General features: G+C 63.1%; 21 protein-coding genes and 1 pseudogene. 7 read left to right on the forward strand and 15 right to left on the reverse strand.

Annotated features, from left to right (window positions below; genetic code table 11):
- The 8 genes and pseudogenes from ACV22Z_RS17995 to ACV22Z_RS18030 all read right to left on the reverse strand — a co-directional run.
- Positions 1-163 (reverse strand): annotated as a pseudogene (locus tag ACV22Z_RS17995) (S-(hydroxymethyl)glutathione dehydrogenase); the annotation flags it as partial.
- A gap of 96 nt (positions 164-259) precedes the next feature.
- Positions 260-1,402 (reverse strand): porin, encoded by a 1,143-nt coding sequence (locus ACV22Z_RS18000; RefSeq protein WP_448077642.1) that lies wholly within the window; start codon positions 1,400-1,402, stop codon positions 260-262.
- 187 nt (positions 1,403-1,589) lie between these two features.
- A complete protein-coding gene (locus ACV22Z_RS18005) occupies positions 1,590-2,378 on the reverse strand; it encodes a HalD/BesD family halogenase (RefSeq protein WP_448077643.1) in 789 nt (262 codons plus the stop codon).
- 436 nt (positions 2,379-2,814) lie between these two features.
- On the reverse strand, positions 2,815-4,335 hold the full coding sequence (locus tag ACV22Z_RS18010; protein WP_448077644.1) for an HAL/PAL/TAL family ammonia-lyase: 1,521 nt from the start codon (positions 4,333-4,335) through the stop codon (positions 2,815-2,817).
- 52 nt (positions 4,336-4,387) lie between these two features.
- Positions 4,388-5,191 carry an ABC transporter ATP-binding protein gene (locus tag ACV22Z_RS18015; protein WP_448077645.1) on the reverse strand — a complete coding sequence of 268 codons (804 nt, stop codon included), beginning with the start codon at positions 5,189-5,191 and terminating at the stop codon, positions 4,388-4,390.
- A 12-nt stretch (positions 5,192-5,203) separates the two neighbouring features.
- On the reverse strand, positions 5,204-5,908 hold the full coding sequence (locus ACV22Z_RS18020; protein WP_448077646.1) for an ABC transporter permease: 705 nt from the start codon (positions 5,906-5,908) through the stop codon (positions 5,204-5,206).
- Positions 5,909-5,918: 10 nt separating this feature from the next.
- Complete coding sequence (locus tag ACV22Z_RS18025; protein ID WP_448077647.1) at positions 5,919-6,635, reverse strand: ABC transporter permease; 717 nt, start codon at positions 6,633-6,635, stop codon at positions 5,919-5,921.
- Positions 6,636-6,749: 114 nt separating this feature from the next.
- Positions 6,750-7,607 carry a transporter substrate-binding domain-containing protein gene (locus ACV22Z_RS18030; protein ID WP_448077648.1) on the reverse strand — a complete coding sequence of 286 codons (858 nt, stop codon included), beginning with the start codon at positions 7,605-7,607 and terminating at the stop codon, positions 6,750-6,752.
- A gap of 200 nt (positions 7,608-7,807) precedes the next feature.
- Between ACV22Z_RS18030 and ACV22Z_RS18035 the strand changes: the two genes are divergently transcribed.
- On the forward strand, positions 7,808-8,722 hold the full coding sequence (locus tag ACV22Z_RS18035) for a LysR substrate-binding domain-containing protein (RefSeq protein WP_448077649.1): 915 nt from the start codon (positions 7,808-7,810) through the stop codon (positions 8,720-8,722).
- A 144-nt stretch (positions 8,723-8,866) separates the two neighbouring features.
- On the opposite strand, the gene ACV22Z_RS18040 is transcribed toward ACV22Z_RS18035, so the two are convergent.
- The 4 genes from ACV22Z_RS18040 to ACV22Z_RS18055 all read right to left on the reverse strand — a co-directional run bounded on the left by ACV22Z_RS18040 (position 8,867) and on the right by ACV22Z_RS18055 (position 11,879).
- Positions 8,867-9,154 (reverse strand): hypothetical protein, encoded by a 288-nt coding sequence (locus ACV22Z_RS18040; protein ID WP_448077650.1) that lies wholly within the window; start codon positions 9,152-9,154, stop codon positions 8,867-8,869.
- Positions 9,155-9,228: 74 nt separating this feature from the next.
- Positions 9,229-10,734, reverse strand: a complete 1,506-nt coding sequence (gene glnA / locus ACV22Z_RS18045; RefSeq protein ID WP_448077651.1) for a type I glutamate--ammonia ligase — start codon at positions 10,732-10,734, stop codon at positions 9,229-9,231.
- Positions 10,735-10,827: 93 nt separating this feature from the next.
- A complete protein-coding gene (locus ACV22Z_RS18050) occupies positions 10,828-11,031 on the reverse strand; it encodes a hypothetical protein (RefSeq protein WP_448077652.1) in 204 nt (67 codons plus the stop codon).
- A 248-nt stretch (positions 11,032-11,279) separates the two neighbouring features.
- Positions 11,280-11,879: a short chain dehydrogenase gene (locus ACV22Z_RS18055; RefSeq protein WP_448077653.1), complete on the reverse strand. Its 600-nt coding sequence runs from the start codon at positions 11,877-11,879 to the stop codon at positions 11,280-11,282.
- Positions 11,880-12,006: 127 nt separating this feature from the next.
- On the opposite strand from ACV22Z_RS18055, the gene ACV22Z_RS18060 reads away from it, so the two are divergent.
- Positions 12,007-12,309 carry an acylphosphatase gene (locus ACV22Z_RS18060; protein ID WP_448077654.1) on the forward strand — a complete coding sequence of 101 codons (303 nt, stop codon included), beginning with the start codon at positions 12,007-12,009 and terminating at the stop codon, positions 12,307-12,309.
- Positions 12,310-12,618: 309 nt separating this feature from the next.
- Positions 12,619-13,080 carry a CHRD domain-containing protein gene (locus ACV22Z_RS18065; RefSeq protein ID WP_448077655.1) on the forward strand — a complete coding sequence of 154 codons (462 nt, stop codon included), beginning with the start codon at positions 12,619-12,621 and terminating at the stop codon, positions 13,078-13,080.
- 10 nt (positions 13,081-13,090) lie between these two features.
- Here the strand turns inward: ACV22Z_RS18065 and ACV22Z_RS18070 are convergent, their stop codons facing one another.
- Positions 13,091-13,732, reverse strand: a complete 642-nt coding sequence (locus tag ACV22Z_RS18070; RefSeq protein WP_448077931.1) for a cytochrome b/b6 domain-containing protein — start codon at positions 13,730-13,732, stop codon at positions 13,091-13,093.
- A 46-nt stretch (positions 13,733-13,778) separates the two neighbouring features.
- Positions 13,779-16,532 (reverse strand): UPF0182 family membrane protein, encoded by a 2,754-nt coding sequence (locus tag ACV22Z_RS18075; protein ID WP_448077656.1) that lies wholly within the window; start codon positions 16,530-16,532, stop codon positions 13,779-13,781.
- A 307-nt stretch (positions 16,533-16,839) separates the two neighbouring features.
- On the opposite strand from ACV22Z_RS18075, the gene ACV22Z_RS18080 reads away from it, so the two are divergent.
- On the forward strand, positions 16,840-17,259 hold the full coding sequence (locus ACV22Z_RS18080; RefSeq protein WP_448077657.1) for a DUF1810 domain-containing protein: 420 nt from the start codon (positions 16,840-16,842) through the stop codon (positions 17,257-17,259).
- Between the two features lie 59 nt (positions 17,260-17,318).
- Here ACV22Z_RS18080 and ACV22Z_RS18085 read toward each other — a convergent pair whose 3' ends face one another.
- Positions 17,319-19,019, reverse strand: coding sequence for an AMP-binding protein (locus ACV22Z_RS18085; protein WP_448077658.1), 1,701 nt, complete (start codon positions 19,017-19,019; stop codon positions 17,319-17,321).
- Positions 19,020-19,620: 601 nt separating this feature from the next.
- Here ACV22Z_RS18085 and fusA point away from each other — a divergent pair.
- The 3 genes from fusA (at position 19,621) to ACV22Z_RS18100 (ending at position 23,285) form a co-directional block, all read left to right on the forward strand.
- Positions 19,621-21,669, forward strand: a complete 2,049-nt coding sequence (gene fusA, locus ACV22Z_RS18090; RefSeq protein ID WP_448077659.1) for an elongation factor G — start codon at positions 19,621-19,623, stop codon at positions 21,667-21,669.
- Positions 21,670-21,795: 126 nt separating this feature from the next.
- A complete protein-coding gene (locus tag ACV22Z_RS18095) occupies positions 21,796-22,266 on the forward strand; it encodes a YbhB/YbcL family Raf kinase inhibitor-like protein (RefSeq protein WP_448077932.1) in 471 nt (156 codons plus the stop codon).
- Between the two features lie 149 nt (positions 22,267-22,415).
- Positions 22,416-23,285: a mechanosensitive ion channel family protein gene (locus tag ACV22Z_RS18100; protein WP_448077660.1), complete on the forward strand. Its 870-nt coding sequence runs from the start codon at positions 22,416-22,418 to the stop codon at positions 23,283-23,285.
- Positions 23,286-23,292 lie beyond the last annotated feature (7 nt).

Below are 23,292 nucleotides of genomic sequence, written 5' to 3' on the forward strand. Positions count from 1 at the left end.
ACCCTTCCGGATCCGCGCCCGACAGCGTGTAGTAGTCGGTGTGGCAAATGCCCGTGGCCTTCACCTCGATCAGCACTTCGCCCGCGCGCGGCCCTTCCAGATCGACTTCCTCGATCGTCAGCGGGGCCCCGGCCTTCCATGCAATGGCAGCTCTTGATTTCATTCAGTTCATTCCGATATAAAACTCTGCATTCCTGATTTTCAACATTGCAATCAGGATTCTGTATGGCTCGCTAACCTCAAGTCACGATCGCTGCGCTTAGAACGTGTGACGGATGGCAGCGCGGGCAATGAACTGCCGGTTATTCGACGAGGCGCCGCTTGCGCCCGTGATAAAGGCATCGTCGAGGAACGTTCCCGTCTCGCCCCCCGCCACTTGCTGGAACTGCCCCTGCAGATAGACATCCGTACGCTTCGAAATGGCGTAGTCGAACATCAGACCGGCCTGATGCCACTTCGGGCGTACCGTGCCGCTGCTCGCCGAGTATTTTCCAAGCGTGTACGTATACATCGCCTGAACGAAAAACGCCGGCGTGAAGTCGTATTTCACATTGAATTCGAAGTTGTCGAATCGGAGTGAATCGGCACCTGTTCCGCTGAAGCTTCCACCGACATACGCGTTGCCGGCCGGGTTCTCGAGCAAGGTATCGCTATAGGCGAACCCGAGCGTGGCAGAACCGATCGCATACGAGAGACCGGCACCGTAGACGCGCTGATGCCCCGCGTAGAAACTGGCGTCGTTCGCGGCAACGGCACCCAAAGCGTTGCCACCGACATGATTGATGTCCATATAGGCCGCGCCGATCGAGAACGGGCCATGGGTGTATGCCGCCCCGAAGCTGTACAGCCGGTTGTCGGAGAATGCGCCGGCACCGTTACTGAACCCATACAGTCCGCCGAACGTCAGGCCATCGAGGTTCGGGCTCGAATACTTGATTGCATTGTTCACGCGGAAAGAATTGTCCGTGTTGTCGTTATCGTACGGATGCGAGAAAAGGTATCCCGAGTACCATCCGTTCGCAGTCAACGGCGCGAGATAATCGACCACCGAGTCATATTGCCGCCCGAACGTCAGGCTCCCCAGCTTGTCGCTTTGCACGCCGACAAAGGCTTGACGGCCGAACATCCGTCCGCCTTGCATCAGTTGTCCGGAATTGACGTCAAAGCCGTTTTCGAGCGTGAAAATGGCGGCCAGTCCGCCACCCAGATCCTCCTGCCCCTTGAGCCCCCAGCGGCTGCCTGCCGCGTATCCGCTCTGCATTTCGTAGCTATGCTTGCCCCCGGTGTTGGTCGTATAGTTGAAACCTTCATCGATAATCCCGTACAACGTCACGGAATTCTCGGCATGCACCAGTGACGAGACAAGAACAAGCCCACCGGCCACCACACGCATTTTCTTCATCAGGGTCTCCATTCTCCGAACCGATATGTGTCGTCGACATCACACACGTTGCTGACGCGATCTCCGCCGCTCGCGAACCACCGTCGCAGCACCGCCTTCCGACACGTGCTTCTCCGGGAAGCCATGAACGCCGATGGCAGTGCTTCGCGACGCTGCCATCCGGCAGTCACACTTAACCCGCGCATTCTCAATGCGCGCGGCCATAAAACCCCATGCGCTCTTCCCCGTGGAACGTCACCCCGGGCTTCTCGTAGTAGGAAAACACCGTCACCATTCGATCCCGCTCGCCCTCGACGGGTGTGACGCGATGTGCGGTGTTCTTGCCGCGGAAAACATTCAGCGTTCCCGCTTTCAGGCGGATGCTCTGCACACGCGGATCTCGCCCTTCCAGCAAGGCCGCCACGCCGTCGTAGTTCGGATCGGAGTCGGATCGCAGGTCAGTCCGGTATTCGAACTCGCCCCCTTGCATCGGTTCTTGCAGCAGGAGCGTCGTCGTGAATTCCGATCGATCGAAATGCCAGTTCAGGGCTTCGCCTTCGCGATACGACATCACGTTGATCTTCGCCAGCGGATCGTCCATCAGGTACAGATTTTCCTTGCGCATCGTCGCGGCAAGGAATCTCACCAACGGCTCGTACGCGTAAATGCTCGCAATGACGCTGTTCGGAATCTGGTCAGCGCATACCGTGTGATTGACCGTTTCAACCTTGCGAAGCGCCGGATGGCCAGGCGCGAGCTCCGGAATGTCGGGCAGGAAATAGATGTTGTGCATCCGCTTGTGCGTATGCGAGTGCTTGTCCATGACCGGCGAGATCTCGGCGACTGCTCGCGATACCACCTCGGGCCGGACGAAATCTTCGAGATTGAACATGCCGTCGCGCCCAAGGTCGGCGGCTGCCTTTTCGACAAGCGCATTCCATTCGCTGCTGCCCTCACGGTCAAGCGGATACCGATCCAGATCAAGAATGTTTTTCATGATTTACCAATGGGATATTTTCAGTAGATACACAGCACCCAACGAAAAAGCTGTCGCTTCGGCGTTTGGGAACAGACCAGCCTCAAGACACACCAGAAATGAAATATCGAACCACACCTTCTCTTTTCGTCATGATGATTCGCATGCCGAAATATATGAAAGACATATTATTTACAAACAAGTCACCCATCAACCGGGTAATTTCTTCCCCGTCATTTAGAAAAACTTGTCGCACGCCCGACAGTCCACATCTTCGACACCTGCATCCCTGGCGTCATTTGACGCGCGCAAACGCATGGAACAGTAGAAGCGGTGTCGGAATCTTTCGCATCACCTTGTCGCGCCTGCGGCGGCCGACGCCAGATCTCCGGACTTCATTCACGCCTGTCCGCCGGTGCATGGCTGCCACGGAACAAACAGCGAATCGATGCACGCGTTACAACGAATAGGCGATTTCACGCTCGATACGCATCAGGGTTGCCGGGTCGCGCAGCAACGCGAGCGCTTTCGCAATGTCGGGCGCCACGACCCGATCCTCGGTATAGGGTGGTATTTCGTCGTGCAGGATCTGGAGTGCGCTGCGACAACCCGTGCCGATGTCCGCGAATTTGATGAAAGACAGCGCCTGACCGGCAACGAGGAATTCGATCGCGAGCACGGTTTCTGCATTGTCGAGCACCTTCGACACTCTGAGCGCGGCCGGGGTGGACAGGCTCAGGTGGTCCTCCTGCAAGCCTGATGTCACATAGTTGTCGACCACCCGCGGACTCGCCAGGGTCTTGTTCTCGGCAACCAGCGACGCGGCAACGTACTGCACGATCATCAGACCGGAATTCACACCGCTCTCGCGCAACAGGAACGGCGGCAGGCCGCTCGTCATCGGGTTGACGAGCCGGTCGACGCGCCGCTCCGACACGCCCGCAAGTTCCGCCAGCGCGATCGCCAGGATATCGGCCGCAATGGCCATGTTCTGCCCGTGCGGATTGGCCTGCGAGATGACGCGGTAGTCGTCCCGGTTGCCGAAGACTTGCGGATTGTCCGTCGCCGATGCGAGTTCGAGATTGACCTGTTTCTCGACATGCGAAAACTGGTCGCGGCTCGCGCCATGGATCTGCGGAATCGAGCGAATGCTGAGTGCGTCCTGCGTTCGAATGCCCCGACTCTCCAATAGGTTCGTGCTGTTCTCCAGCAAATGACGCAGGTTCTTTCCGACTCTTTGCGCACCGGGATGCGGCTTCGCCGCAAGCGCTTCGGACGAAAAGGCGGCCAGTTGCCCCCTCAGCGCCTCGAAGCTCATCGCCGCGACGATGTCAGCCCATTTCATCAGGCGCTCGGTACGCTGCAACGCAATGGACAACATGCCAGTGGAGCATGGCGTTCCGTTGATCAGGGACAACCCGTCCTTCGCGGCAAGGGACACCGGCCGCAGCGCTCGGCGTTGCAGTGCATCGATGCCCGGCAATCTCTGATCGTCCACCCAGGCCTCCCCAAGGCCGATCATCGGCAACGCCGCGTGGGCCATATGCGTGAGATAGCCGACCGATCCTTCCGATGGCACGACGGGCGTGATATGAAGATTGATGAAATCCATCAATCGTTCGACAACCTCGGGCGAGACACCGGAACGGCCGTGAGCGAAGTTCTGGATTTGCGCCGCGAGAATCGCACGCACGGCATCGGTCGGCAATGCTGCGCCGACGCCACACGCGTGGCTTTTCAGCGCATTCGTCGACAATTCAGTGAGCTTTCCCGGTGACAGCACGGTGTCGCACAAGGCGCCAAGTCCCGTCGTAATGCCGTAGGCGCGCTCCTGACGATCGACGATCCGGTCAACGATCGCACGCGCGCTGCGCAGCCTGTCCCAGGTTCCCCGCCCAAGCGACAGCCGTGCGCCACTGGCGATCTCTGCCACCGCCCTCCAGGTCAGCGGTGCATCGTCAATTGTTATGGTATGCATATTAACTTTTATAAACGCTGGATGAATGTCGAGATTCTTCGCTTCGGCGGTGTTACACGGATTCGTGGCTTGAAATGAATCGGCAGAAGCGCTCTGATTTCTGTTGTCGAAACAACTCGTCCGGCGCCCCTTCGCTTTCCACGACACCCTGATGCATGAAAACGACTCGGCTCGACACGCTGCGGGCGAAATTCATTTCATGCGTGACGATCAGCATCGTGCATCCTTCCTCGGCCAGTTGTCGCATGACCTTCAGCACCTCGCCTACCCGCTCCGGATCCAGGGCGGATGTTGGTTCGTCGAACAGCATGACCCGGGGCCTCATTGCCAGTGCTCGCGCGATCGCGGCGCGCTGCTGCTGCCCGCCCGAGAGGTGGGCGGGATAGTGCCTGAATTTATCTGCAATCCCGACCTTCTCGAGCAACACCATCGCCTCATCGATACATTCTGCGCGCTTGCGTTTCTGGACATGCACGGGCCCCTCGATGAGGTTCTCGAGGATCGTCATGTGAGAGAACAGGTTGAAACTCTGGAACACCATGCCCAATTGCGAGCGGATGCGATCCACCTGACGGCGATTCGCCGGCTCACGATGGCCGCGACCGTTCGCGCGCAATTCGAGTTTCTCGCCGGCGATGAGCACGTCGCCGTCATCCGGCGTCTCCAGCAGGTTGATGCAACGCAGCAGCGTACTCTTGCCGGATCCGCTTGACCCGAGGATCGAAATGACGTCGCCCTCGCGAGCCGAAAGCGATACGCCTCTCAATACATGGTTGTCTCCATAGCGCTTATGCAGATTGGCGACCGCGATGGCGGGAGCAACCTTCAGTTCATCGGCTAGATCATTGAGTTTCATAGCATCGGCCTTTCAATTGACAACGGGCGACGACATGGGTCGACGATATGGCGTCAAGGAGTATTCGAGCATTGCGATCGCACGAACGATGAGGAAATTGAGCAACAGGTAAATGGCCGCGGCGCACAGAAAGACTTCCGTCGTGCGGTACGTATGCGCAATGATGCGTTGAGCGACACCGGTCATCTCCATGACCGTCACGAGACTCGCAAGCGCAGTCGCCTTCACCATCAGCACGATCTCCGTCGAATAAGCCGGCAACGCGTGACGCAAGGCCACGGGTGCGATCACCCGGCGAAACAGCAGCCAGCCCGACATGCCCATCGCACGTGCGGCTTCGAGCTGATTCGCCGGCACCGCCAACACCCCGCCACGGAAGATCTCGGTCGTGTAACCGGCCGTACACAGTCCAAGTGACAACACGGCGCATCCGAATGGCTCACGGATGATCGGCCAGAAGACGCTGTCACGAACGAAGTCAAACTGGCCCATGCCGTAATAAAGCAGGAACAGCTGAATCAGCAACGGCGTACCCCGGAACACGAAGACATACCCGCTCGAGAACTTCTCGAGATACTTGACGCCGGAGAATCGCATCCACGTCAAACCCAATGCAATCACCCCGCCGAAGGCGATCGCCAGCATGAACAGCGTGAGCGTGACGGGCAGCGCGGACAGCAACTGCGACAGGGTGTCCAGCAAGAAATCGAAATCCATGGCAGGGCCCTCATGCGATCCGCCGGGAACTTCTTCCCATGCGGTCTTCGAGACGATTGAATATTTTTCCGGAAAGCGCCGTCAGAACCAGGTACAGGGCTCCCCCGGCGATGAAGAACATGAAATACTGGTGGGTCGATCCGGCAGCGATCTGGCTGGCACGCATCAATTCGACGAGGCCCGTAATCGAGATCAGCGCCGAGTCCTTCAACGTCATCTGCCATACGTTGCCCAACCCCGGCAACGCAAAGCGGAATACCTGAGGGCCGACGATGCGGAGCAACAGCTTGCTGCGTGACATGCCCATCGCCACCGCGGCCTCGATCTCTCCTCGCGCAACGGCCAGATACGCGCCGCGATAGACTTCGGCCTGATACGAGCCGGAAATGACACCGACTGCCAGTGCCCCGGACAGAAAAGTCGGCAACCCGAGAAAGCCCTCGGCGCCAAAGTACCTGCCGATTTGCGTCGCGATCGACGACCCGCCGAAATAGATCAGGTAGATGATGAGCAACTCGGGTACGCCGCGAAACACCGTCGTATACGCGTCTCCGAAAGCGCGCGCCAGCCGGTAGCGAGAAAGCTTCGACCACGCCACGGCGGACCCCACCACTGCGCCAACGGCAAGCGCGGCGAACGTCACTTCGATGGTGGTCGCCGTCGCCAGCAGAAGCGTCCCGCCCCATCCGCTGGATCCCCAGCCCAACAACTCGAATACCGACAACATCAACGTCTCCTCCCGGTCAATGCGGGTTTCGGCCGGTCTGCGGGGCAAGGCGATTCGAACCGCTCCGCCCGCCCCCGTTACCGTTAAGTCATCCTGATGCTTTCGGGGATGCGTTCATGGCGCGACATTCATCCTGAACCATTTCTCGCTCAGCCGTTTGACGGTTCCGTCTGCGAGCGCCGCCTTGATTGCGCCATCGAATTTGTTCTTCAGATCGACGTCGGACTGTCGAAACCCGAGTGCCTCGCCCGGCCCGAACGCCCGCCCCTTCATTCGCGGCCCGGCAAACGCGAGATCCTTGTTCTCGGATTTGGAGAACGCGGACGAAAAGTACGTCGCATCGTCGAATGCCACGTCGATCCGGCCGCTATTCAGATCCAGGTCGTGCTCCGCTGCAGACTTGTATTCACGAATCGTGGCGACATCGCCGAAATGACTGTAGATGAAGGGCGTGAACGACGTGCCGGTTTGAATGCCGATCACCTTGCCTTTCAGGACGCGGCGCAACGGCTCGAGTAGCGGCTTGTCCGCCGCCGGGCTGCCCGACAGTTCGATCTCCGTTCCGGTGCCGGGCAGATTGCGGAGCGGGCCGTTCTTCGCGGCTGCGAAGGATGCCGGCGTATTGGCATAGGGTACGGAAAATGCGATTTCCTTTTTGCGCTCTTCGGTGATCGCGAGCCCATCCATGATGACGTCGAACTTGCCCACCTTGAGTGCGGCCATCATGCCGTCCCAGTCCTGGGCGATCAGCTTGCATTTGACCTGAGCCCGCGCGCACAGGTTGGCGGCGAGTTCGGGCTCGAATCCATCGAGTGTTCCATCCGGACGGGTGACGTTCCACGGCTCATATGCACCCTCGAGCGCAATCGTGGCCTCTTTCCAGTCCTTGGCGTGAGAAAGGTGGGGAAAAAGGCTGAAGGCCATCGCCGACACCAGTGCGAGGAATTTCGCCGGCCGCTTCCGTACTTGCATCGCTTGTCTCCTACTGTCCGATTCATCGGATCATTCGATCTTCCCGTCATTGCGCCACCCTTGCTGGTTCGGCGGTGCGGGTGCCAAGTGTTGAGATTGCGCAAACTTTCCCAACAAGGCGTAAGCTACCGAAACAAAAAATTGACTTCAACAGTAGAAAATGTTGCACTTGGCAAAGAAAATCTTTCGGAGGAGGTGCCGTGCGTGAGCTCCCGCCGCTTAATGCGGTCAAGGCCTTCGAAGTGGCGGCCAGGACCGGCAGCTTTGCGCTGGCCGCCGCCGATCTCGGCGTCTCGTCAGCCGCCGTCAGCCAGCAGGTGCGCAATCTCGAGGCGTACCTCGGCAAGCAACTGTTCGTGCGGAACGGCAATCGCATTTCGCTGACCGATGCCGGGCGTGCGATCTTCCCTCAGACGTCCCGGGCGCTCAGGGACATCGCGACAATGACGGAGCGCATTCTTGAAGGCGAGTTGCAGGCACATCTGGTCGTCAGCGTGCCGTCGTCACTGACGGAAACCTGGCTCGTCCCCAAACTGACGCAGCTGTTCGAAATCCATCCGCAAATTGCAATTGATATTCGAGTGGAGGAAGATCCCGTCGATCTGCTACGCCAGAATATTGATATCAGGGTAAGTTACGGCGATTATCATTACCCCTCCATCCAGACGATTCCGCTGGTTCATGATGAAGTCGTCCCTGTCTGTGCGCCTGAATTCTGGCATCGCCATGGCAATGGCAACTTCAATTTGAACGACATCCACGAAAGCCTGTTCATCCATACGAACTGGGGGCCGAATTACGCGTCGCACCCGACCTGGAACGACTGGTTTTTGCGAATCGACAATGAGCGCCATCTCGATCCCTCGAATGGCAGGCGGGTGGGACTCTCCAGCCTCGCAATCGCCATGGCGCGATCGGGGCTCGGGATTGCCCTGGCTCAAAAGCTGCTGGCTCAGACTGATCTGGAAGCCGGACGGCTGATTGCGCTCTCGACGCATTCGATTCAACTCGGGCATCCGTATTGCGCATTTGTCCCGAGAATGAAAGCCGAACGCCCCGAGCTGCGCCGGCTTGTGAGGCTGCTTTGCAACGAAGACCGTCAGGACTGGATGTAACGTCTCGACAGTCAGACACGCCGGCTTTCCGTTTCCATCATGTGACGCGAACGGGCCCACGCTTCAATCTCATGAGATTTCCATAAGAATGCAGGCCAAATTCCGCGGCGTCGCCCAGACCTGTTTGATGTTTGCGGAGACGTGTCATTCCGGCTTACCAAGCGACTCGGCCTGACGAAGACCGGCCGGCAGCCACGGCTGCCAGACCGGATACCACGCACGCTGCCAGGCTTGCATCACATCGACCCACTGCGAAAACGGCGATGCGACGGGAAACATCCCCGTCTGCAACAGCCATTGCGCCGCGGCATCGAACGACGGCGTCGCCGTAATGCGGATGGTCATCGCTTCCGCATGCCTGTCCGGAAGTTCGTGCCGCGTGATCTCGACATCGACCGTCGGCAGATGAGCCGTCAGTGTCGTGTGCCCCATGTTATCGCCCTCATGGTGATGCGTCCGCCGGCGATCGCGGCCTCGTCGGCCCGATGCGCCGGCCCATCGTTGCGTCAGATATCAAAGTAAAGATAGAACTCCCACGGATGCGGGCGCAGCCTGATCGCATCGACTTCCCGCTTGCGCTTGTAATCGATCCATGTCCGGATCAGGTCCTCGCTGAACACGTCGCCTTTGCGCAGGAACGCGTTGTCCGTTTCGAGCGCCTGCAGCGCGGCGTCGAGCGAATCCGGCACCTGCCGGATGTTGCGCGCCTCCTCCGGCGGCAGGTCGTAGATGTTCCGGTCGAGCGGATCGCCCGGATCCATCTTGTTCTCTATGCCGTCGAGACCGGCCATCAGCATCGCCGCAAACGCGAGATACGCGTTGGCGGACGGGTCGGGACAGCGAAACTCGACGCGCCGCGCCGCCGGCGAATCCGAATACATCGGAATGCGCGCCGCGGCGGACCGGTTGCGCTGCGACATCGCCAGATTGACCGGCGCCTCGTAGCCGGGCACCAGCCGCTTGTACGAATTCGTCGTCGGCGCGCAGAACGCCATCAACGCGGGGGCATGCCGCAACAGGCCGCCGATGTACCAGCGGCACAGGTCCGACGTCAGCGCCCAGCCGCCCGCGTCGTAAAAGAGATTGCGTTCGTCGTCCCACAGGCTCTGGTGACAGTGCATGCCGCTCGCATTGTCGGCGAAGAGCGGCTTCGGCATGAAAGTGGCGACCTTGCCGTGCCGGCGCGCGACGTTCTTGCAGATGTACTTGTAGATCATCACGTTGTCGGCCATCCGCGTCAGCGTCGCGAAGCGCATGTCGATCTCGTTCTGTCCGGCCGTCGCCACCTCGTGATGGTGCACCTCGACCTGCACGCCCGCCTGTTGCAGCGTCAACGCGATTTCGGAGCGTATTTCCTGCAGCGTGTCCTGCGGCGGAACCGGAAAATAGCCTTCCTTGTAACGTGCCTTGTAGCCGAGATTACCGCCGCCGTATGCGCCTTCGTCGCGGCCGGTGGTCCAGTCGCCCTCGGCCGATTCGACGTAGTAGTAGCCGCTGTGCTGATCCTGTCCGAAGCGGATCGAATCGAAAATGAAGAACTCGAGCTCGGGCCCGAAGTAGCACGTCGTCGCGATGCGGGTCTGCTTCAGGTAATCCTCGGCCTTTTTCGCGACATAGCGCGGATCGCGCGAATACGGCTGCCGCAGCACGGGATCGACGACGTCGCAGATCATCGACAGCGTCGGCGTGCTGCAGGCCGGATCGATGAACGCGGTGGCGGGATCCGGCCGCAACAGCATGTCCGACTCATGGATCTCCTGGAAGCCGCGAATCGACGAACCGTCGAAACCGATGCCGGCTTCGAACAGGCCTTCGTGAACTTCGGGAAGCGTAATCGAGAAGTGTTGCCAGAGCCCTGGCAGATCGGTGAACTTCAGGTCGACGATCTGGATATTGTTCGCGTGCAGCTGATCGATGACGTCGTTCACGCTCGCGGGGCGGACGACGCAATAGCTGCCCGCGTCGACCGATACGCCGGGAGGCGACCCGGGTGTTGCGGATGCATTGGGCATGGACGTTCTCCTCTTCTGGCCCTTTGCCGATGGTCCAACCTGGGTTTGCCGGTGCGCGCAAGCAACATCCGTCCGTGCGCACCGCGCGATCCGTCAGTGATCCTGCCTCATGCCGGTCAGCCGGGCCTCGCCGGCGTCCCTTGCCGCCGCCGCGGTGCCGAACGTTTCTTCCGAAACGAACGCACGCTTTAGCATTTGCGCGTCGAAATCGACGACCGAGATGACCCAGACAAACGCGCCCGCTTGCTCCGCGGTCTGCACGAAAGCGCGCACGTTGCCGGTGGTTTCCGCATTCATGGTGATCTCCCGAGAAAGAGTGAACGACTCGATCAGTCAGAGAAACCGGAGCATCGGGCTGCCGCCGCCATTCCGCTTACGATTGCAACGTGGCGGATGCCTGCGCATGCGATGTGGATGACAACGCAGCGCGCCGGGACCGGTTTGCATGCACATTGATTTTAGGCAATGGATACGCATGCATCGCGAGCGCCGCGCATCGCGTCGCGACGGGCATTCACGGCGGCATTCGGTCGGCACGACTTACGTCATCCGTGCGTCGCAGACACGACCTGCCCGGTAATGTCTTCCACCACGCACTTGCGAAACGCCTGCGCGACAACCGCTGCGTGCACGCCGCCGCTCGGATCGCGCCCCATTGCCTGAAGCGTCTCGGCGACCCACCCCGGACTCACGACATTCACGCGCAGCCTGCCTTTCAGTTCGAGCGCCGCCGCGCGGGCGAACGCCTCCACGCCCGCATTGACGATGCTCACCGCGGCGCTGCCCGGCGCGGGGTGCTGGGCGAGCAGCCCGCTCGTCAGCGTGATCGACCCGCCTTGCCGGATGCTCGCGACGCCGCAGCGCACGAGATTCACCTGACCCATCAGCTTGTTCGCGAGGCTGAACGCGAAGTCGCCGTCGGCGAGCGTGTCGAGCGGCGCGAATCGGGCCGTGCCGGCCACGCAGACCACCGCATCGAGCGGCTCGGCGTGCTGGTACATCGCGACGATCGACGCCTTGTCCGAGATGTCTACCGTGATGGCCGACCCTTTGCGGCTCGCGCCGATCACGTCGTGTTCCGCCGACAGCAAGTCGACGATTTCCTTTCCGAGGAGCCCTGTCGCTCCGACGACCAGGATGCGCATACATCCTCCTATACTCACAGGTGGACGAACATCCATTCTGTCGCCGCACCGGCGCGGACGCAACGCGATTCCGACGCGGCATGCGGATGCCGACCGGGCGCAACGGGCACGCGAGGGGACGTCTCTGATGAACGGCAACGACGGCGGGCTCGAGACCCGGCTGGTGCGGGCTTACGGACGGGTTCAGGGCATCGGGTACCGCGAGGCCTGCGTGCACCACGCGCGCGTGCTGAACGTGACGGGCTGGGTGCGCAACCGCATGGACGGCTCCGTCGAGGCGATGCTTCAGGGCGCCCCGGCGCAGGTGGCCGACATGTGCGAATGGATGTACGACGGCATGTCCGCCGCGCTCGTCGAGAAACTCGAGGTGACGGACGTCCCGCCGCCATTCACGCGCTTCGACGCATTCGAGCGGCTGCCCACGTTGTAGCGGCGGCCTGCCTCCGGCGTGATGCACCACCGTGGACACGCGCGGGCAGCACGATCTGATCCCGAAGCCGCATGCCTGCCATCCCGCCGCATCGGGTCCGCTGCAACACCTTCAATCGCGCCCGGGCAAACCGGAACGACTGAACTAGAATGATTTCGGGCTTTGTCCCTTTCTCGCGTTCGACGCATCGCTGCGGCAAAGCCTGCATTCAACGCTTTCCACATGTTCTTGCTTTCGGTGCTCACGCCCAGGCCGAACGATGGCCGATCGCCGCCGTCCGTCCAGGCAACACCGCATAGGAGATGGCAGATGGTTACTTCAATGTTGCGGCAGGCCTCCGTGGCGGTTGCCGGGCTCGTTTGCGCGGGCGCGATGACGCTCGCGCAGGCGGCTCCGGTGTCGTTTTCCGTGCCGCTTGCCGGCGCGCAGGAAGTCCCGCCCGTCCAGACCCAGGGCACCGGCACGGCCGACCTGACCTACGATCCGGACACCCGCGTCGTCAAGTGGACGGTCACGTTCAACGGCCTGTCGAGCGCCGCCACGATGGCGCACTTCCACAGCCCGGCGCCGGCCGGCAAGAATGCGTCCCCGGTGGTCTGGCTGTCGCAGAAAGGCGCGATGTCGACCGCGAGCCCGCTCAGCGGCCAGGCGACGCTGTCCCCGTCCGACGCGCAGGCGTTCATGGCCGGTGACATGTACATCAACGTGCATACGAAAGACCACCCGGCCGGCGAGATCCGCGGCCAGGTCGTGCCGCCGAAGGGCAACTGACGCCGGGCACTCAAAGATACGTCGCGAGCAGCGCGACGGCGGCGGCCGCGACGAGCAGGAGCACAAGCGCCCGCCCCGCCGGCGCGAGCCGCGGCGCGCGAATGTCGGCCGGCAGCGACTTGCGGCCCGTCAGCATCGGGCGCAGCAGGTTGTGCCCTTTCGCTGCCGCATAAAGCGCGATGGCCAGCACGTGCAGCGCGACCGCGGCGAGCAGCACGTCCCATAACGTGGCATGCAGCTCGTCGATCGCGTTGGCGACCGGCGCCGGCACCCATGCGGTCAGCGGGCCGACATCCGCGATGTCGTTGTACACGTAGAGTCCGCTCAGCGTCTCGCCCAGCAGCAACGCGAGCAACAGCACCACCATCCACCCGCCCGCCGGATTGTGTCCGACCTCGAGATCGGGCTCGCGGCGGAACAGGTGGCGCAGATGCCGGAGCGCGGCGGCAGGCGGCGCGAGAAAGCTGCGAAACCGCGCCGTCTCGCTGCCGAAACAGCCCCACAGCACGCGGAACAGCAGCAGCGCGAGCAGCGTCTCGCCGACGCGCACATGCAGGGCGAGCCAGTTGAGCCGCACCGTCACATAGGCCGCCGCGACCAGCAGCACCATCAGCCAGTGAAACATCCGGGTCGGCAGGTCCCAGACCGCTATCAGGCGGTGCGGGCGGCGTGGGGGCGGCTCGTGCGGTGCGCGCCGCTCACCGTCGCGTTCCGGCACGGCCGCCCCCCATCGATTCGAGCAGCGGCCGCAGCGCATCGAGCTCCGAGCCGAAGCCGGCCCAGTCGCCCGCCTTCAGCCGTTCGATCGCGCGGTCGTAATGCGCAAGGGCGTCGCGGGCACGCGCATCCGCGGCCCCGGCGGCGGGGGCTGCCGCCGGCAGCTTCTGCTTGAACAGCGCTGCGAGGGCTTCGCCCAGCGTCTCCTCCATGACGACGCGGTCGCCATACGCGGCGATCACGCGCTTCAATTCCGGGAGCTGCCCGGACGCCGCGCGCAGATAGAGCGGGGACACGTAGAGGATCGAGTTCTCGATCGGCACGACGACGAGGTGGCCGCGTATCACGCGCGAACCCATCTGGTTCCACAGCGAGATCTGCTGCGAGATCTCGGTGCTCTGCTGGATGCGCGCCTCGATCTGGAACGGGCCGTAGACGAGCTTCTCCTTCGGGAACGCGTAGACGAGCAGCTTGCCGTACTCGGGCGGATCGCAACGCGCCGCCAGCCACGCGATCATGTTCTCGCGCTGACTCGGCACCATCGGCAGCATCAGCACGAACTCCGCGTGCGCGTCGCCGGGCAGGCGCATCATCGTGTAGTACGGCGCCATCTTCGTGCCGGCGGCATCGCCGCCGTCGATGTCGCTCAGCTCGCGCGGGAACTGCCACAGATCCTCGCGGTTGTAGAACACTTCCGGCGCATCCATGTGGTACGCCCGGTAGAGGTTCGCCTGGATCAGGAACAGGTCCTCCGGGTAGCGGATGTGCTGCAGCAGGTCCTGCGGCATTGCCTCGAGCGGCCTGAACATGCCGGGGAAGATGCGCGCGTAGGTCCGCACGATCGGATCGGCCGGATCGCTGACATAGAAGCCGACCGTGCCGTCGTACGCATCGACCACCACCTTGACCGCATTGCGGATGTAATTGCCGCCGTCGTCGACGCCCGGCGGCGCGTACGGAAACCAGCGGCTGGTGGTATAGGCATCCTGCATCCAGAACAGGTGACCGCTGCTCGCGACGAGATACGGATCGCGATCGAGCGACAGGAACGGCGCGATCATCCGTATCCGGTCGACGAGGTTCCGATGAAACAGGATCCGGCTGTCGTTCGCGATGTAGTGGGTCAGCAGGATGTTCGGATCGTCGAACTGCCACGCGAACAGGCTGCGCCGCGCAGTGCCGCCGATCGCGACGCCGTCGCGCCCGCTGTAACGCGTGTAGACGTTGCCGTCCCCTTTCGGGTAGTCGAATTCGGGCACGCTGCCCTTCACGATCACATAGCCCTGCTCGCCTTGGCCGAAATAGAGCCTTGGCTCGCGGATCGGCGGCCCGCCGTCGGAGACAGGCGGAATGTCCCGCAGATAAAGCGACGGCAGGCCTTCCGCGGATTTCTCGGTGACCGGCGACATCACGGCGCCATAGCCGTGCGTGAACAGCAGATGCAGGTTCACCCAGGTTCGCGCATTCCCGGCGAGCATCGACGGTTCCAGTTCGCGCGCCGACAGCAATACCTGCCGGTAGCCGGACGCGAGCGGGTAGCGGTCGATATCGACGGAGAAGAACTTGTAGTACGTGCGGATTTCCTGCAACTGCGCGTAGGTATCCAGCAGCGGCTGCACATCCCACAGCCGGATGTTGTCGACGGTCGCACGGTTCGCCTGCAGCGCCGCGAGATCCAGGCCCTGCTCGGCCGGAAACGGCTTGACCGCGATCTGCGCGAGACCGTAGGCCTGCCGCGTCAACGCGATGTTGTTCTCGATGAACGGCGTTTCGAGCTGCAGCTCGCTCGGCTTCACGTAGAAGCGCTGGAACAGCGCCGGATAGACGACGCCGAGCACGAACGAGCTGCCGAACACCAGCAACGCGGCGGCGGCCGGCAGGCGGTAGCCGGGTCGGCGCACGTTGAACGCCAGTGCGACGGCCGCCGCAATCGCAAGACCGATCAGCAGCCATCGCACCGGCAGCACGACGTGGACATCGGTATAACCGGCGCCGACCACGACGCCGTTGTTGTCATAGAGCAGCAGATAGCGGCTGAGCCACCATGACCACGCCCTCAACAGGAAGAAGAGCGCGAGCAGCACAACGCCGTGCGTGGCGGCAGCGGACGAGAACCGCTTCGGCTGCCGGCGCGCGATGTCGCCGCGCACCCAGTAGACGCCGACCGCGACGATCGTGCAGCCGATCAGCAATTCCAGCAGCCAGTTCCTGACCGCGATCAGGACGGGCAGCGAGAACAGATAGAAGCCGATGTCCTTGCCGAAGATCGGATCGCGCTCGCCGAACGGCACCTGATGCAGGAAGCGCAGCACGATGTCCCAGTGCGACATCGCGTTGCCGGCGATCGGGAGTGCGAGGAGGCACGAGGCCACAGTGACGACGAGGCGCCACGGAATGCGCGCCGCGAACTGCTCCGCCAGCGCCCGGATCACGTCCTCCGCACGCGACGTCGACACGTCCGCGACTTGCCAGACACTGATGCGCGTCGCGTAACGATGCGCGAGCAGGCCCGATGCGCCGATCGTCACCGCCGACACGGCGAACGCGACGACGAACAGCAGCACCCGCGTGATCAGGATCGTCCAGAAAACACCCGTGTAGCCGACCGACGAGAACCATAGCCAGTCGACCAGGATGCCGGTGACGCGCCCGACGGCGATCAGGCAGGCGACAACGATCGCGGCCGCGATCGCATAGCGTCTCAGGCGCGGCGCGGAAGTCGGTTGCGAGCGCATCGAGGCTCCTTTGCCACCGCGTCTCGCGCGGCCGGCCGCGACCGGAGGTTGTGCACGGTTGATCCGCCAGGATCGCGGCTGGCCGGAATCTTCATGCTACGCCTGTCGCCGGCGGGCAGCCATCAGGCGATATCCGGCATGCGTCGATCAAGCGGGTGTCGCGCGACGGATTTGCGCTGGCCGTGCGCCGGAAAGGCGCGCGAAACAGGGTGCATTCACGACGCCGGCATGCGTTTGCACGCGCCCCCGACACGGATCACAATGATCGCGGGTGCGGCTTGCCGAAGCGGAACGGACGGAGGGCGACATGGACGATCTTTATGATCTTCAGCGCTTTGTCGACGCGCAGGATGCGGTGTATGCGCAGGTCTGCGACGAGCTGGCGAGCGGGCACAAGCGCAGTCACTGGATGTGGTTCGTTTTTCCGCAGATCGAAGGGCTCGGCGACAGCGCGATGGCGCAGCGATACGCGATCTCGTCACTGGACGAAGCCGAAGCGTATCTTCAGCATCCGGTGCTGGGCGAACGGCTGCGCGAATGCACGCGGCTCGTCAATCATGTCGAAGGCCGTCCGATCCAGGCAATCTTTGGCTATCCGGACAACCTGAAATTCCGGTCATCAGTCACGCTGTTCGCGCACGCGACCCGCGACAACGCGGTGTTCGTCGAAGCGCTCGAGAAATACTTCGGCGGGGAAGCCGACCACAACACGCTGGCGCGGATCTAGCGGTCGTTCGCGTCACGTCAGTGTCCGGCACGTGAGCCCGATACGGCCGGCCTGGCGCTTCAGGTTTCCCAGACCACCGCCTGCCCCAGCGTTTCCCACTGCTCGGCGCGCGACATGTAGTACGCCTCGATTGCGCTTCGCCGGATTTTCAGCGTCGGCGTGAGCATCGCGTTCTCGACGGTCCATGCCTCCTTGACCACGACGACGTATTGCAGCCGCTCATGATGTTCGACGACGTCATTGATGCGTTTGCGCAGCGCATCGATCTCGTCGGTCAGCACCGCGCGATCGAGCGTACCTGCCGCGATTGCCGCGCACGTCTCGGGCGACAGTTGCAGCAGCGCGAACGGCATCGCGCACCCCGCGCCCGCCACGCAAGCACCTTCGACGCCGGACAGGCCGATCAGTTTCTGCTCGATCGGCTGCGGGACCACATATTTTCCCTTTGCAGTCTTGAAGATGTCCTTGACCCGCCCGGTGATCGTGAGGAATCCATCGGCGTCGATCCTGCCGACGTCGCCGGTGCGAAAGAACCCGTCCGGCGTGGTCTGCGCCGCAGTCAGCGCGGGCTGGCGGTAGTACCCGAGCATCTGCCCGGCACTTCTGATTTCAAGTTCGCCATTCTCCGCAATGCGCGCCTCGACGCCGGCATACGGTTGACCGACCGTACCGGCGCGCGCATGCCCCGGACGGTTCACGTGGAGCAGCCCGCATTCGCTCATGCCGTAGCCGTCGAGCAATTCCAGGCCAAGGTTGCGATACCACCGCATCAGATGCTCGGGCATCGGCGCGGTGCCGGTCACCACGATGCGCGCCTGATCGAGCCCGAGTTCGCGCACGATCCTGTGCTTGACCCGCGCGCCGACCCAGGGCAGCGCAAACAGGCGCGCCTGCATCGGCGCGGGGATCTTTTCGCAGACGCGCAGCTGGAACTTGTTCCACAGCCGGGGCACCGACAGGAAGATCGTCGGCCTCGCGCGTTTCAGGTCGTCGGTGAACGTCGCCAGCGAATTCGCAAAGAACACCCGAAACCCGAACGCGAGCGAAGCAGCCTCGACGACGGCGCGCTCGGCAATGTGCGCCAGCGGCAGATAGGAAAATCCACGCTCGTCTGACGTAATGTTGAAGCCATCGATACGCTGGATCGTCAGGAACAGCATGGCCATGCTCGCGTGCGAGTGCATCACGCCTTTCGGCTCGCCGGTCGAGCCCGACGTGTAGACGATCGTGCACAGTTCGTCGCGCGGCGGCCGCCGCACGTCGACGAGCGGCGCATGCTGCTCCGCGATCTCGTCCCATTGCGGAAACGCGCCGCGCGGCGAAAGCGGCAAGCCGAGCAGCGGCAGATCGGGCGGGAGTTGCGCACGGATGTTCGGCCAGTTGTCGCTGACGCCGTCGAGCTTGCCGAGAATCAGCAGTTTCGCGTCGCTGTGCGCAAGCACGTAGCGCACCGATTCCGCGCTGAACGTCGGATATAGCGGCACGCTGACCATGCCGGCGAGCATGATCGCGAGATCGGCGATGATCCAGTGCGCGCTGTTCTTGCCGAGCAGCGCGATGCGGCTGCCAGCGGGAAGATCGAGCGAAGCGAGGCAAGCCGCCAGGCGTCGCGCCTGATCGCCCACCGTTCCCCACGTATAGTCGACGACGGAGCCATCCGGATACGGCTGCGTGAGATACACGTCGTCACGTCGCTCGGCTTCCCATTTCAGGAAGCGGTCCAGCAGGATCGCGCTGTCCGGAATGGTCATTGAAGACATCGCTCGCGGGCTTCATGATTCGCGCCGATCGCAGGGATCGACTGGAGAGCGGCATGTTCACGTCATGTCGCCATCCGCGCGTGGCCAATATTGTCCTGACCAGCAGGTCGGGGTTTCATGCCGTGGTTGAGCGAGGGCTCCGGCCGAACAAGCGGAGGCAGTCAGGATCGGAATTGCGCAGAGCGTGCGACGCGGTTCCCGGCGTCCGTATCGGACGCAAGTCGCATACCAGCTCCGTCGAGCGCCCTTCCGGCAACGAACCGTACGAATTCCTTACATTCGTTCGCGGAAAAACAGCAAGAAATGTATAGGCAATGAAACGTCGCGTGTCGCGTGCCGCGTCCGGCACGTACGCGACGTCTTGCGAATCGCGGATCGCACACCGGTTGCCGATCGCCGGGGCGCATCGGGTTTCGTGAATGAAACAGTGCCATCGCGATACTGCGCCGCAGCAAGTCCGCCGTGTGTCGTCATCGCCCGGACCCATGCGATCGCGCATACCTGTTGCGCGTCGCGCTGCCCCGCTTTCGCGTCCGCGTTTGGCACACCGCCCGTTTTTCGCCAATAATTCCCGAACAACCACTACAGGACGATGGCGGCCATGGATTACAGTCCCGAAGCCATCCGCACGATCGCGCTGGTCGGGCACGCCGGATGCGGCAAGACATCGCTTGCCGAGGCGCTGCTGTACCAGGGCGGCGCGATTCACACGCCGGGCAGCGTCAATCGAGGCACGGCCCTGTGCGATTTCGACGCGCTCGAGCGCAAATATCATCACTCGCTCAGTTCCGCCGTCGCCCACTTCCACTACCAGGACACCCGCATCTACCTGCTCGACACGCCGGGTTATCCCGACTTCACCGGCCTGTCGCTCGGCTCGCTGCCCGCGGTCGAAACGGCTGCCGTCGTCATCAACGCGCGCACCGGCATCGAGATGAAGACCCGCCGGATGATGGCGTATGCGCAACAGCGCAATCTGTGCCGGATGATCATCGTAAACGGCATCGACGCGGAAAAAGTCGACCTGCCGGCGCTGCTCGCGCAGATCCAGGAACTGTTCGGCAACACCTGCCTGCCCATCAACCTGCCCGCACAGGGCGGCCGCGAAGTGGTCGACTGCTTTTTCAACCCCGCGGGCGAGGCCGACTTTCATTCCGTGGAAGCCGCGCACAACGCGCTCATCGACCAGGTGATCGAACTGGATCCCGCGCTGATGGAGCTGTATCTCGAACAGGGCGAAGCGATCCGTCCGGAGCAGCTGCACGAGCCGTTCGAGCGCGCGTTGCGCGAAGGTCATCTCGTGCCGGTCTGTTTCACGTCCGCGGCAACCGGCGCCGGCATCGCGCAGTTGCTCGACATCTTCGTGCGACTGCTGCCGAACGTCACCGAGGGCAATCCGCCGCTCTTCTACCGTGACGTGGACGGCCGGGTGGAAACCGTGAAGGCCGAGCCTGTCGCCGACCGGCACGTGCTCGCGCACGTGTTCAAGATCGTGATGGACCCGTACCTCGGCAAGCTGGCCGTGTTCCGCATTCATCAGGGCACCGTGAAGCGCGACAGCCAGCTCTATATCGGCAACGGACGCCAGCCGTTCAAGGTCACGCATCTGCTGATGCTGCAGGGCAAGGAGCACGTGGAAGTGCAGCGGGCCGGCCCGGGCGATATCTGTGCGGTCTCCAAGGCCGACGATATCGACTTCGATGCCGTGCTGCATGACGCGCCGGAAGACGGCAACATCCACCTGACACCGCTCGAATTCCCCACGCCGATCTACGGCCTCGCGATCGAACCGGCCCGCCGCGGCAACGAACAACGTCTGTGGGAAGTCCTGACGCGGCTCGCGGCCGAAGACCCGTGCCTGACGATCGGACACCCGGCCGGCACCAACGAAACGGTCGTGCGCGGCCTCGGCGAACTGCATCTGCGCTACATGCTGGAACGGCTCACCGACCAGTACAAGCTGGACGTGTTGACGCGGCCGCCGACGATCGCGTGGCGCGAAACCATCGGCGGCAAGGCCGAAGGCCACCATCGCCACAAGAAGCAGACGGGCGGCGCCGGCCAGTTCGGCGAGGTCATGCTGCGCGTGGAGCCGTTGCCGCGCGGCGCGGGGTTCGAGTTCATCGATGCCGTCAAGGGCGGCGCGATTCCGACGCAGTTCATTCCCGCGGTGGAGAAAGGCATCCTGCAGGTGATCGACAGCGGGCCGCTGGCCGGCTTCCCGATGCAGGACGTGCGCGTCACCGTGTACGACGGCAAGAGCCACCCGGTCGACTCGAAGGAAGTGGCCTTCGTCACGGCCGGGCGCAAGGCGTTCATCGATGCGGTGCTGAAAGCGCGGCCGATCGTGCTCGAGCCCATCGTCGACATCGAGGTGACGGCGCCGGAATCCGCGATGGGCGACCTGATCGGCGACCTGTCCGCACGCCGCGGACAGGTGCACGGCACGCGCACGATGGCGGGCAATACGATCGTCATCACCGGCAAGGTGCCGCTCGCCGAACTCAACGACTATCAGTCGCGCCTGAACGCGATTGCAGGCGGGCACGGCAACTACAGCATCCAGTTGAGCCACTACGATCCGGTTCCGCCGACCCAGCAGGACAAGCTCGCGGCACAGCACAAGAGCCGGAGCGAGAATGCGGAATGAGCGCGGAGTGACCGCCAAAGCGAGTCCGACGGAGCCCATGCCATGCGCCACCGCGCAACATCCATCCTGATCTTGCTGACCTGCGCGGCCGGACTGGCCGCGCAGACCGGCGCCGAGGAGCGCGCCATGTCCCTGACCCTGACTTCGCAAGCCTTCCACGACGGAGGCGAGATACCGCAGCGCTACACCTGCAAGGGCGCGGACGTGTCGCCGCCGCTTGCGTGGTCCGGCGTGCCCGCGAATGCGAAAAGCCTCGCGCTGATCGTCGACGATCCCGATGCGCCCGACCCCGCCGCGCCGCGGATGACCTGGGTCCACTGGGTCGTGTACAACATCCCGCCGTCCGCCGCTGGCTTGCCGGAAGCCGTCAAGGCGAACGCGCTGCCGGCCGGCACGCTTCAGGGCACCAACGATTTCCAGCACGCCCGGTATGGTGGCCCCTGCCCGCCGATCGGCCGTCACCGCTACTTTCACAAGCTGTATGCGCTCGACACGGTGTTGCCCGATCTTCACCAGCCGACCAAGGCCGCCCTGGAGAGCGCGATGAAAGGCCACGTGGTCGGACACACCGAGCTGGTCGGTACGTTCAGGAGCTGACGCGCCGGCATCGGTGCGCGCTGTGCGATGTGCGTCGAAAGCGGTCCGCCGCGGGCGGCGGTGCGCCCCGTCTTGCCGCTGCTTGCGCATCCCGCGCCGGACCGACGCGTTATCATGACCGCCCTCCGTTCCGAACAATCGCACTCCACATGTTTCTCGACCATCTCCATCCCGACCGCTGGACGTTTCTCTGGAGCGCGCTGTCGACCTTCTCGATCAGGCTGTGTGCCGGCCTGCTGCTGTTGACGGCCGGCTGGTGGCTGTCGAAACGGATCGGCAACGGGCTGAGCCGCGTGCTCGCCAACAAGGAGCGCGTCGACGAGACGCTGCGGCCGATTCTCTGCGACGTCGCCGTCTGGGGCATCCGCATCGTCGCGATCGTCGGCACGCTGTCGCAGCTCGGCATCGAGACCGCCAGCATCATCGCCGTACTCGGCGCAGCCGGCCTCGCGATCGGCCTCGCGTTGCAGGGGACGATGCAGAACATCGCGGCCGGCATCATGCTGCTCCTGCTGCGGCCGTTCAAGGTCGGCGACTACATCGACGGCGGCGCCAGCGTGGCCGGCACGGTCGACGAGGTCGGCCTGTTCATGACGCGCCTGACCAAGCCGGACGGCATCTGCGAATACGTGCCGAACAGCTCGCTCTGGGGCAGCGCGATCCGCAACTACACGCGCAATCCGACGCGCCGGCTGGATCTCGAAGTCGAGGTGTCGGTGCGCGACGACATCGATCGCGCGCTCGACGTGCTGCGCATGCTCGCCGCCGGCGATCCGGATGCGTTGCAGGATCCGGCGCCCGACGTGATGGTGATGCGGTTCGACGACAGCACCGCGATCGTGAACATGCGGGTATGGACGCGCACCGACACGTTCTGGGCGATGCGCTGGCGTCTTGCGCGACAGGTGCGCAAGGCGCTCGCCGACGCCGAATGCTCGCTGCCGATCCGCACCCGCGAACTGCATATCGTGCGCGGCGACGAGCGCGAGCGCGCCGACGGCCGCACGCGCGTGTCGTGACGGCACC

This window comes from Burkholderia sp. PU8-34, from assembly GCF_053427725.1.

Bases quoted from the DNA above. Each gene is read 5' to 3' on its own strand.
- ACV22Z_RS18010 (WP_448077644.1), bottom strand. From the start codon at position 4,335: ATGCATACCATAACAATTGACGATGCACCGCTGACCTGGAGGGCGGTG.
- ACV22Z_RS18055 (WP_448077653.1), bottom strand. From the start codon at position 11,879: ATGCGCATCCTGGTCGTCGGAGCGACAGGGCTCCTCGGAAAGGAAATC.
- ACV22Z_RS18080 (WP_448077657.1), top strand. From the start codon at position 16,840: ATGGACGATCTTTATGATCTTCAGCGCTTTGTCGACGCGCAGGATGCG.
- fusA (WP_448077659.1), top strand. From the start codon at position 19,621: ATGGATTACAGTCCCGAAGCCATCCGCACGATCGCGCTGGTCGGGCAC.
- ACV22Z_RS18075 (WP_448077656.1), bottom strand. From the start codon at position 16,532: ATGCGCTCGCAACCGACTTCCGCGCCGCGCCTGAGACGCTATGCGATC.
- ACV22Z_RS18015 (WP_448077645.1), bottom strand. From the start codon at position 5,191: ATGAAACTCAATGATCTAGCCGATGAACTGAAGGTTGCTCCCGCCATC.
- ACV22Z_RS18025 (WP_448077647.1), bottom strand. From the start codon at position 6,635: ATGTTGTCGGTATTCGAGTTGTTGGGCTGGGGATCCAGCGGATGGGGC.
- ACV22Z_RS18085 (WP_448077658.1), bottom strand. From the start codon at position 19,019: ATGTCTTCAATGACCATTCCGGACAGCGCGATCCTGCTGGACCGCTTC.
- ACV22Z_RS18060 (WP_448077654.1), top strand. From the start codon at position 12,007: ATGAACGGCAACGACGGCGGGCTCGAGACCCGGCTGGTGCGGGCTTAC.
- ACV22Z_RS18000 (WP_448077642.1), bottom strand. From the start codon at position 1,402: ATGAAGAAAATGCGTGTGGTGGCCGGTGGGCTTGTTCTTGTCTCGTCA.
- ACV22Z_RS18095 (WP_448077932.1), top strand. From the start codon at position 21,796: ATGTCCCTGACCCTGACTTCGCAAGCCTTCCACGACGGAGGCGAGATA.
- ACV22Z_RS18030 (WP_448077648.1), bottom strand. From the start codon at position 7,607: ATGCAAGTACGGAAGCGGCCGGCGAAATTCCTCGCACTGGTGTCGGCG.
- ACV22Z_RS18005 (WP_448077643.1), bottom strand. From the start codon at position 2,378: ATGAAAAACATTCTTGATCTGGATCGGTATCCGCTTGACCGTGAGGGC.
- ACV22Z_RS18065 (WP_448077655.1), top strand. From the start codon at position 12,619: ATGGTTACTTCAATGTTGCGGCAGGCCTCCGTGGCGGTTGCCGGGCTC.
- glnA (WP_448077651.1), bottom strand. From the start codon at position 10,734: ATGCCCAATGCATCCGCAACACCCGGGTCGCCTCCCGGCGTATCGGTC.
- ACV22Z_RS18040 (WP_448077650.1), bottom strand. From the start codon at position 9,154: ATGGGGCACACGACACTGACGGCTCATCTGCCGACGGTCGATGTCGAG.
- ACV22Z_RS18050 (WP_448077652.1), bottom strand. From the start codon at position 11,031: ATGAATGCGGAAACCACCGGCAACGTGCGCGCTTTCGTGCAGACCGCG.
- ACV22Z_RS18100 (WP_448077660.1), top strand. From the start codon at position 22,416: ATGTTTCTCGACCATCTCCATCCCGACCGCTGGACGTTTCTCTGGAGC.
- ACV22Z_RS18020 (WP_448077646.1), bottom strand. From the start codon at position 5,908: ATGGATTTCGATTTCTTGCTGGACACCCTGTCGCAGTTGCTGTCCGCG.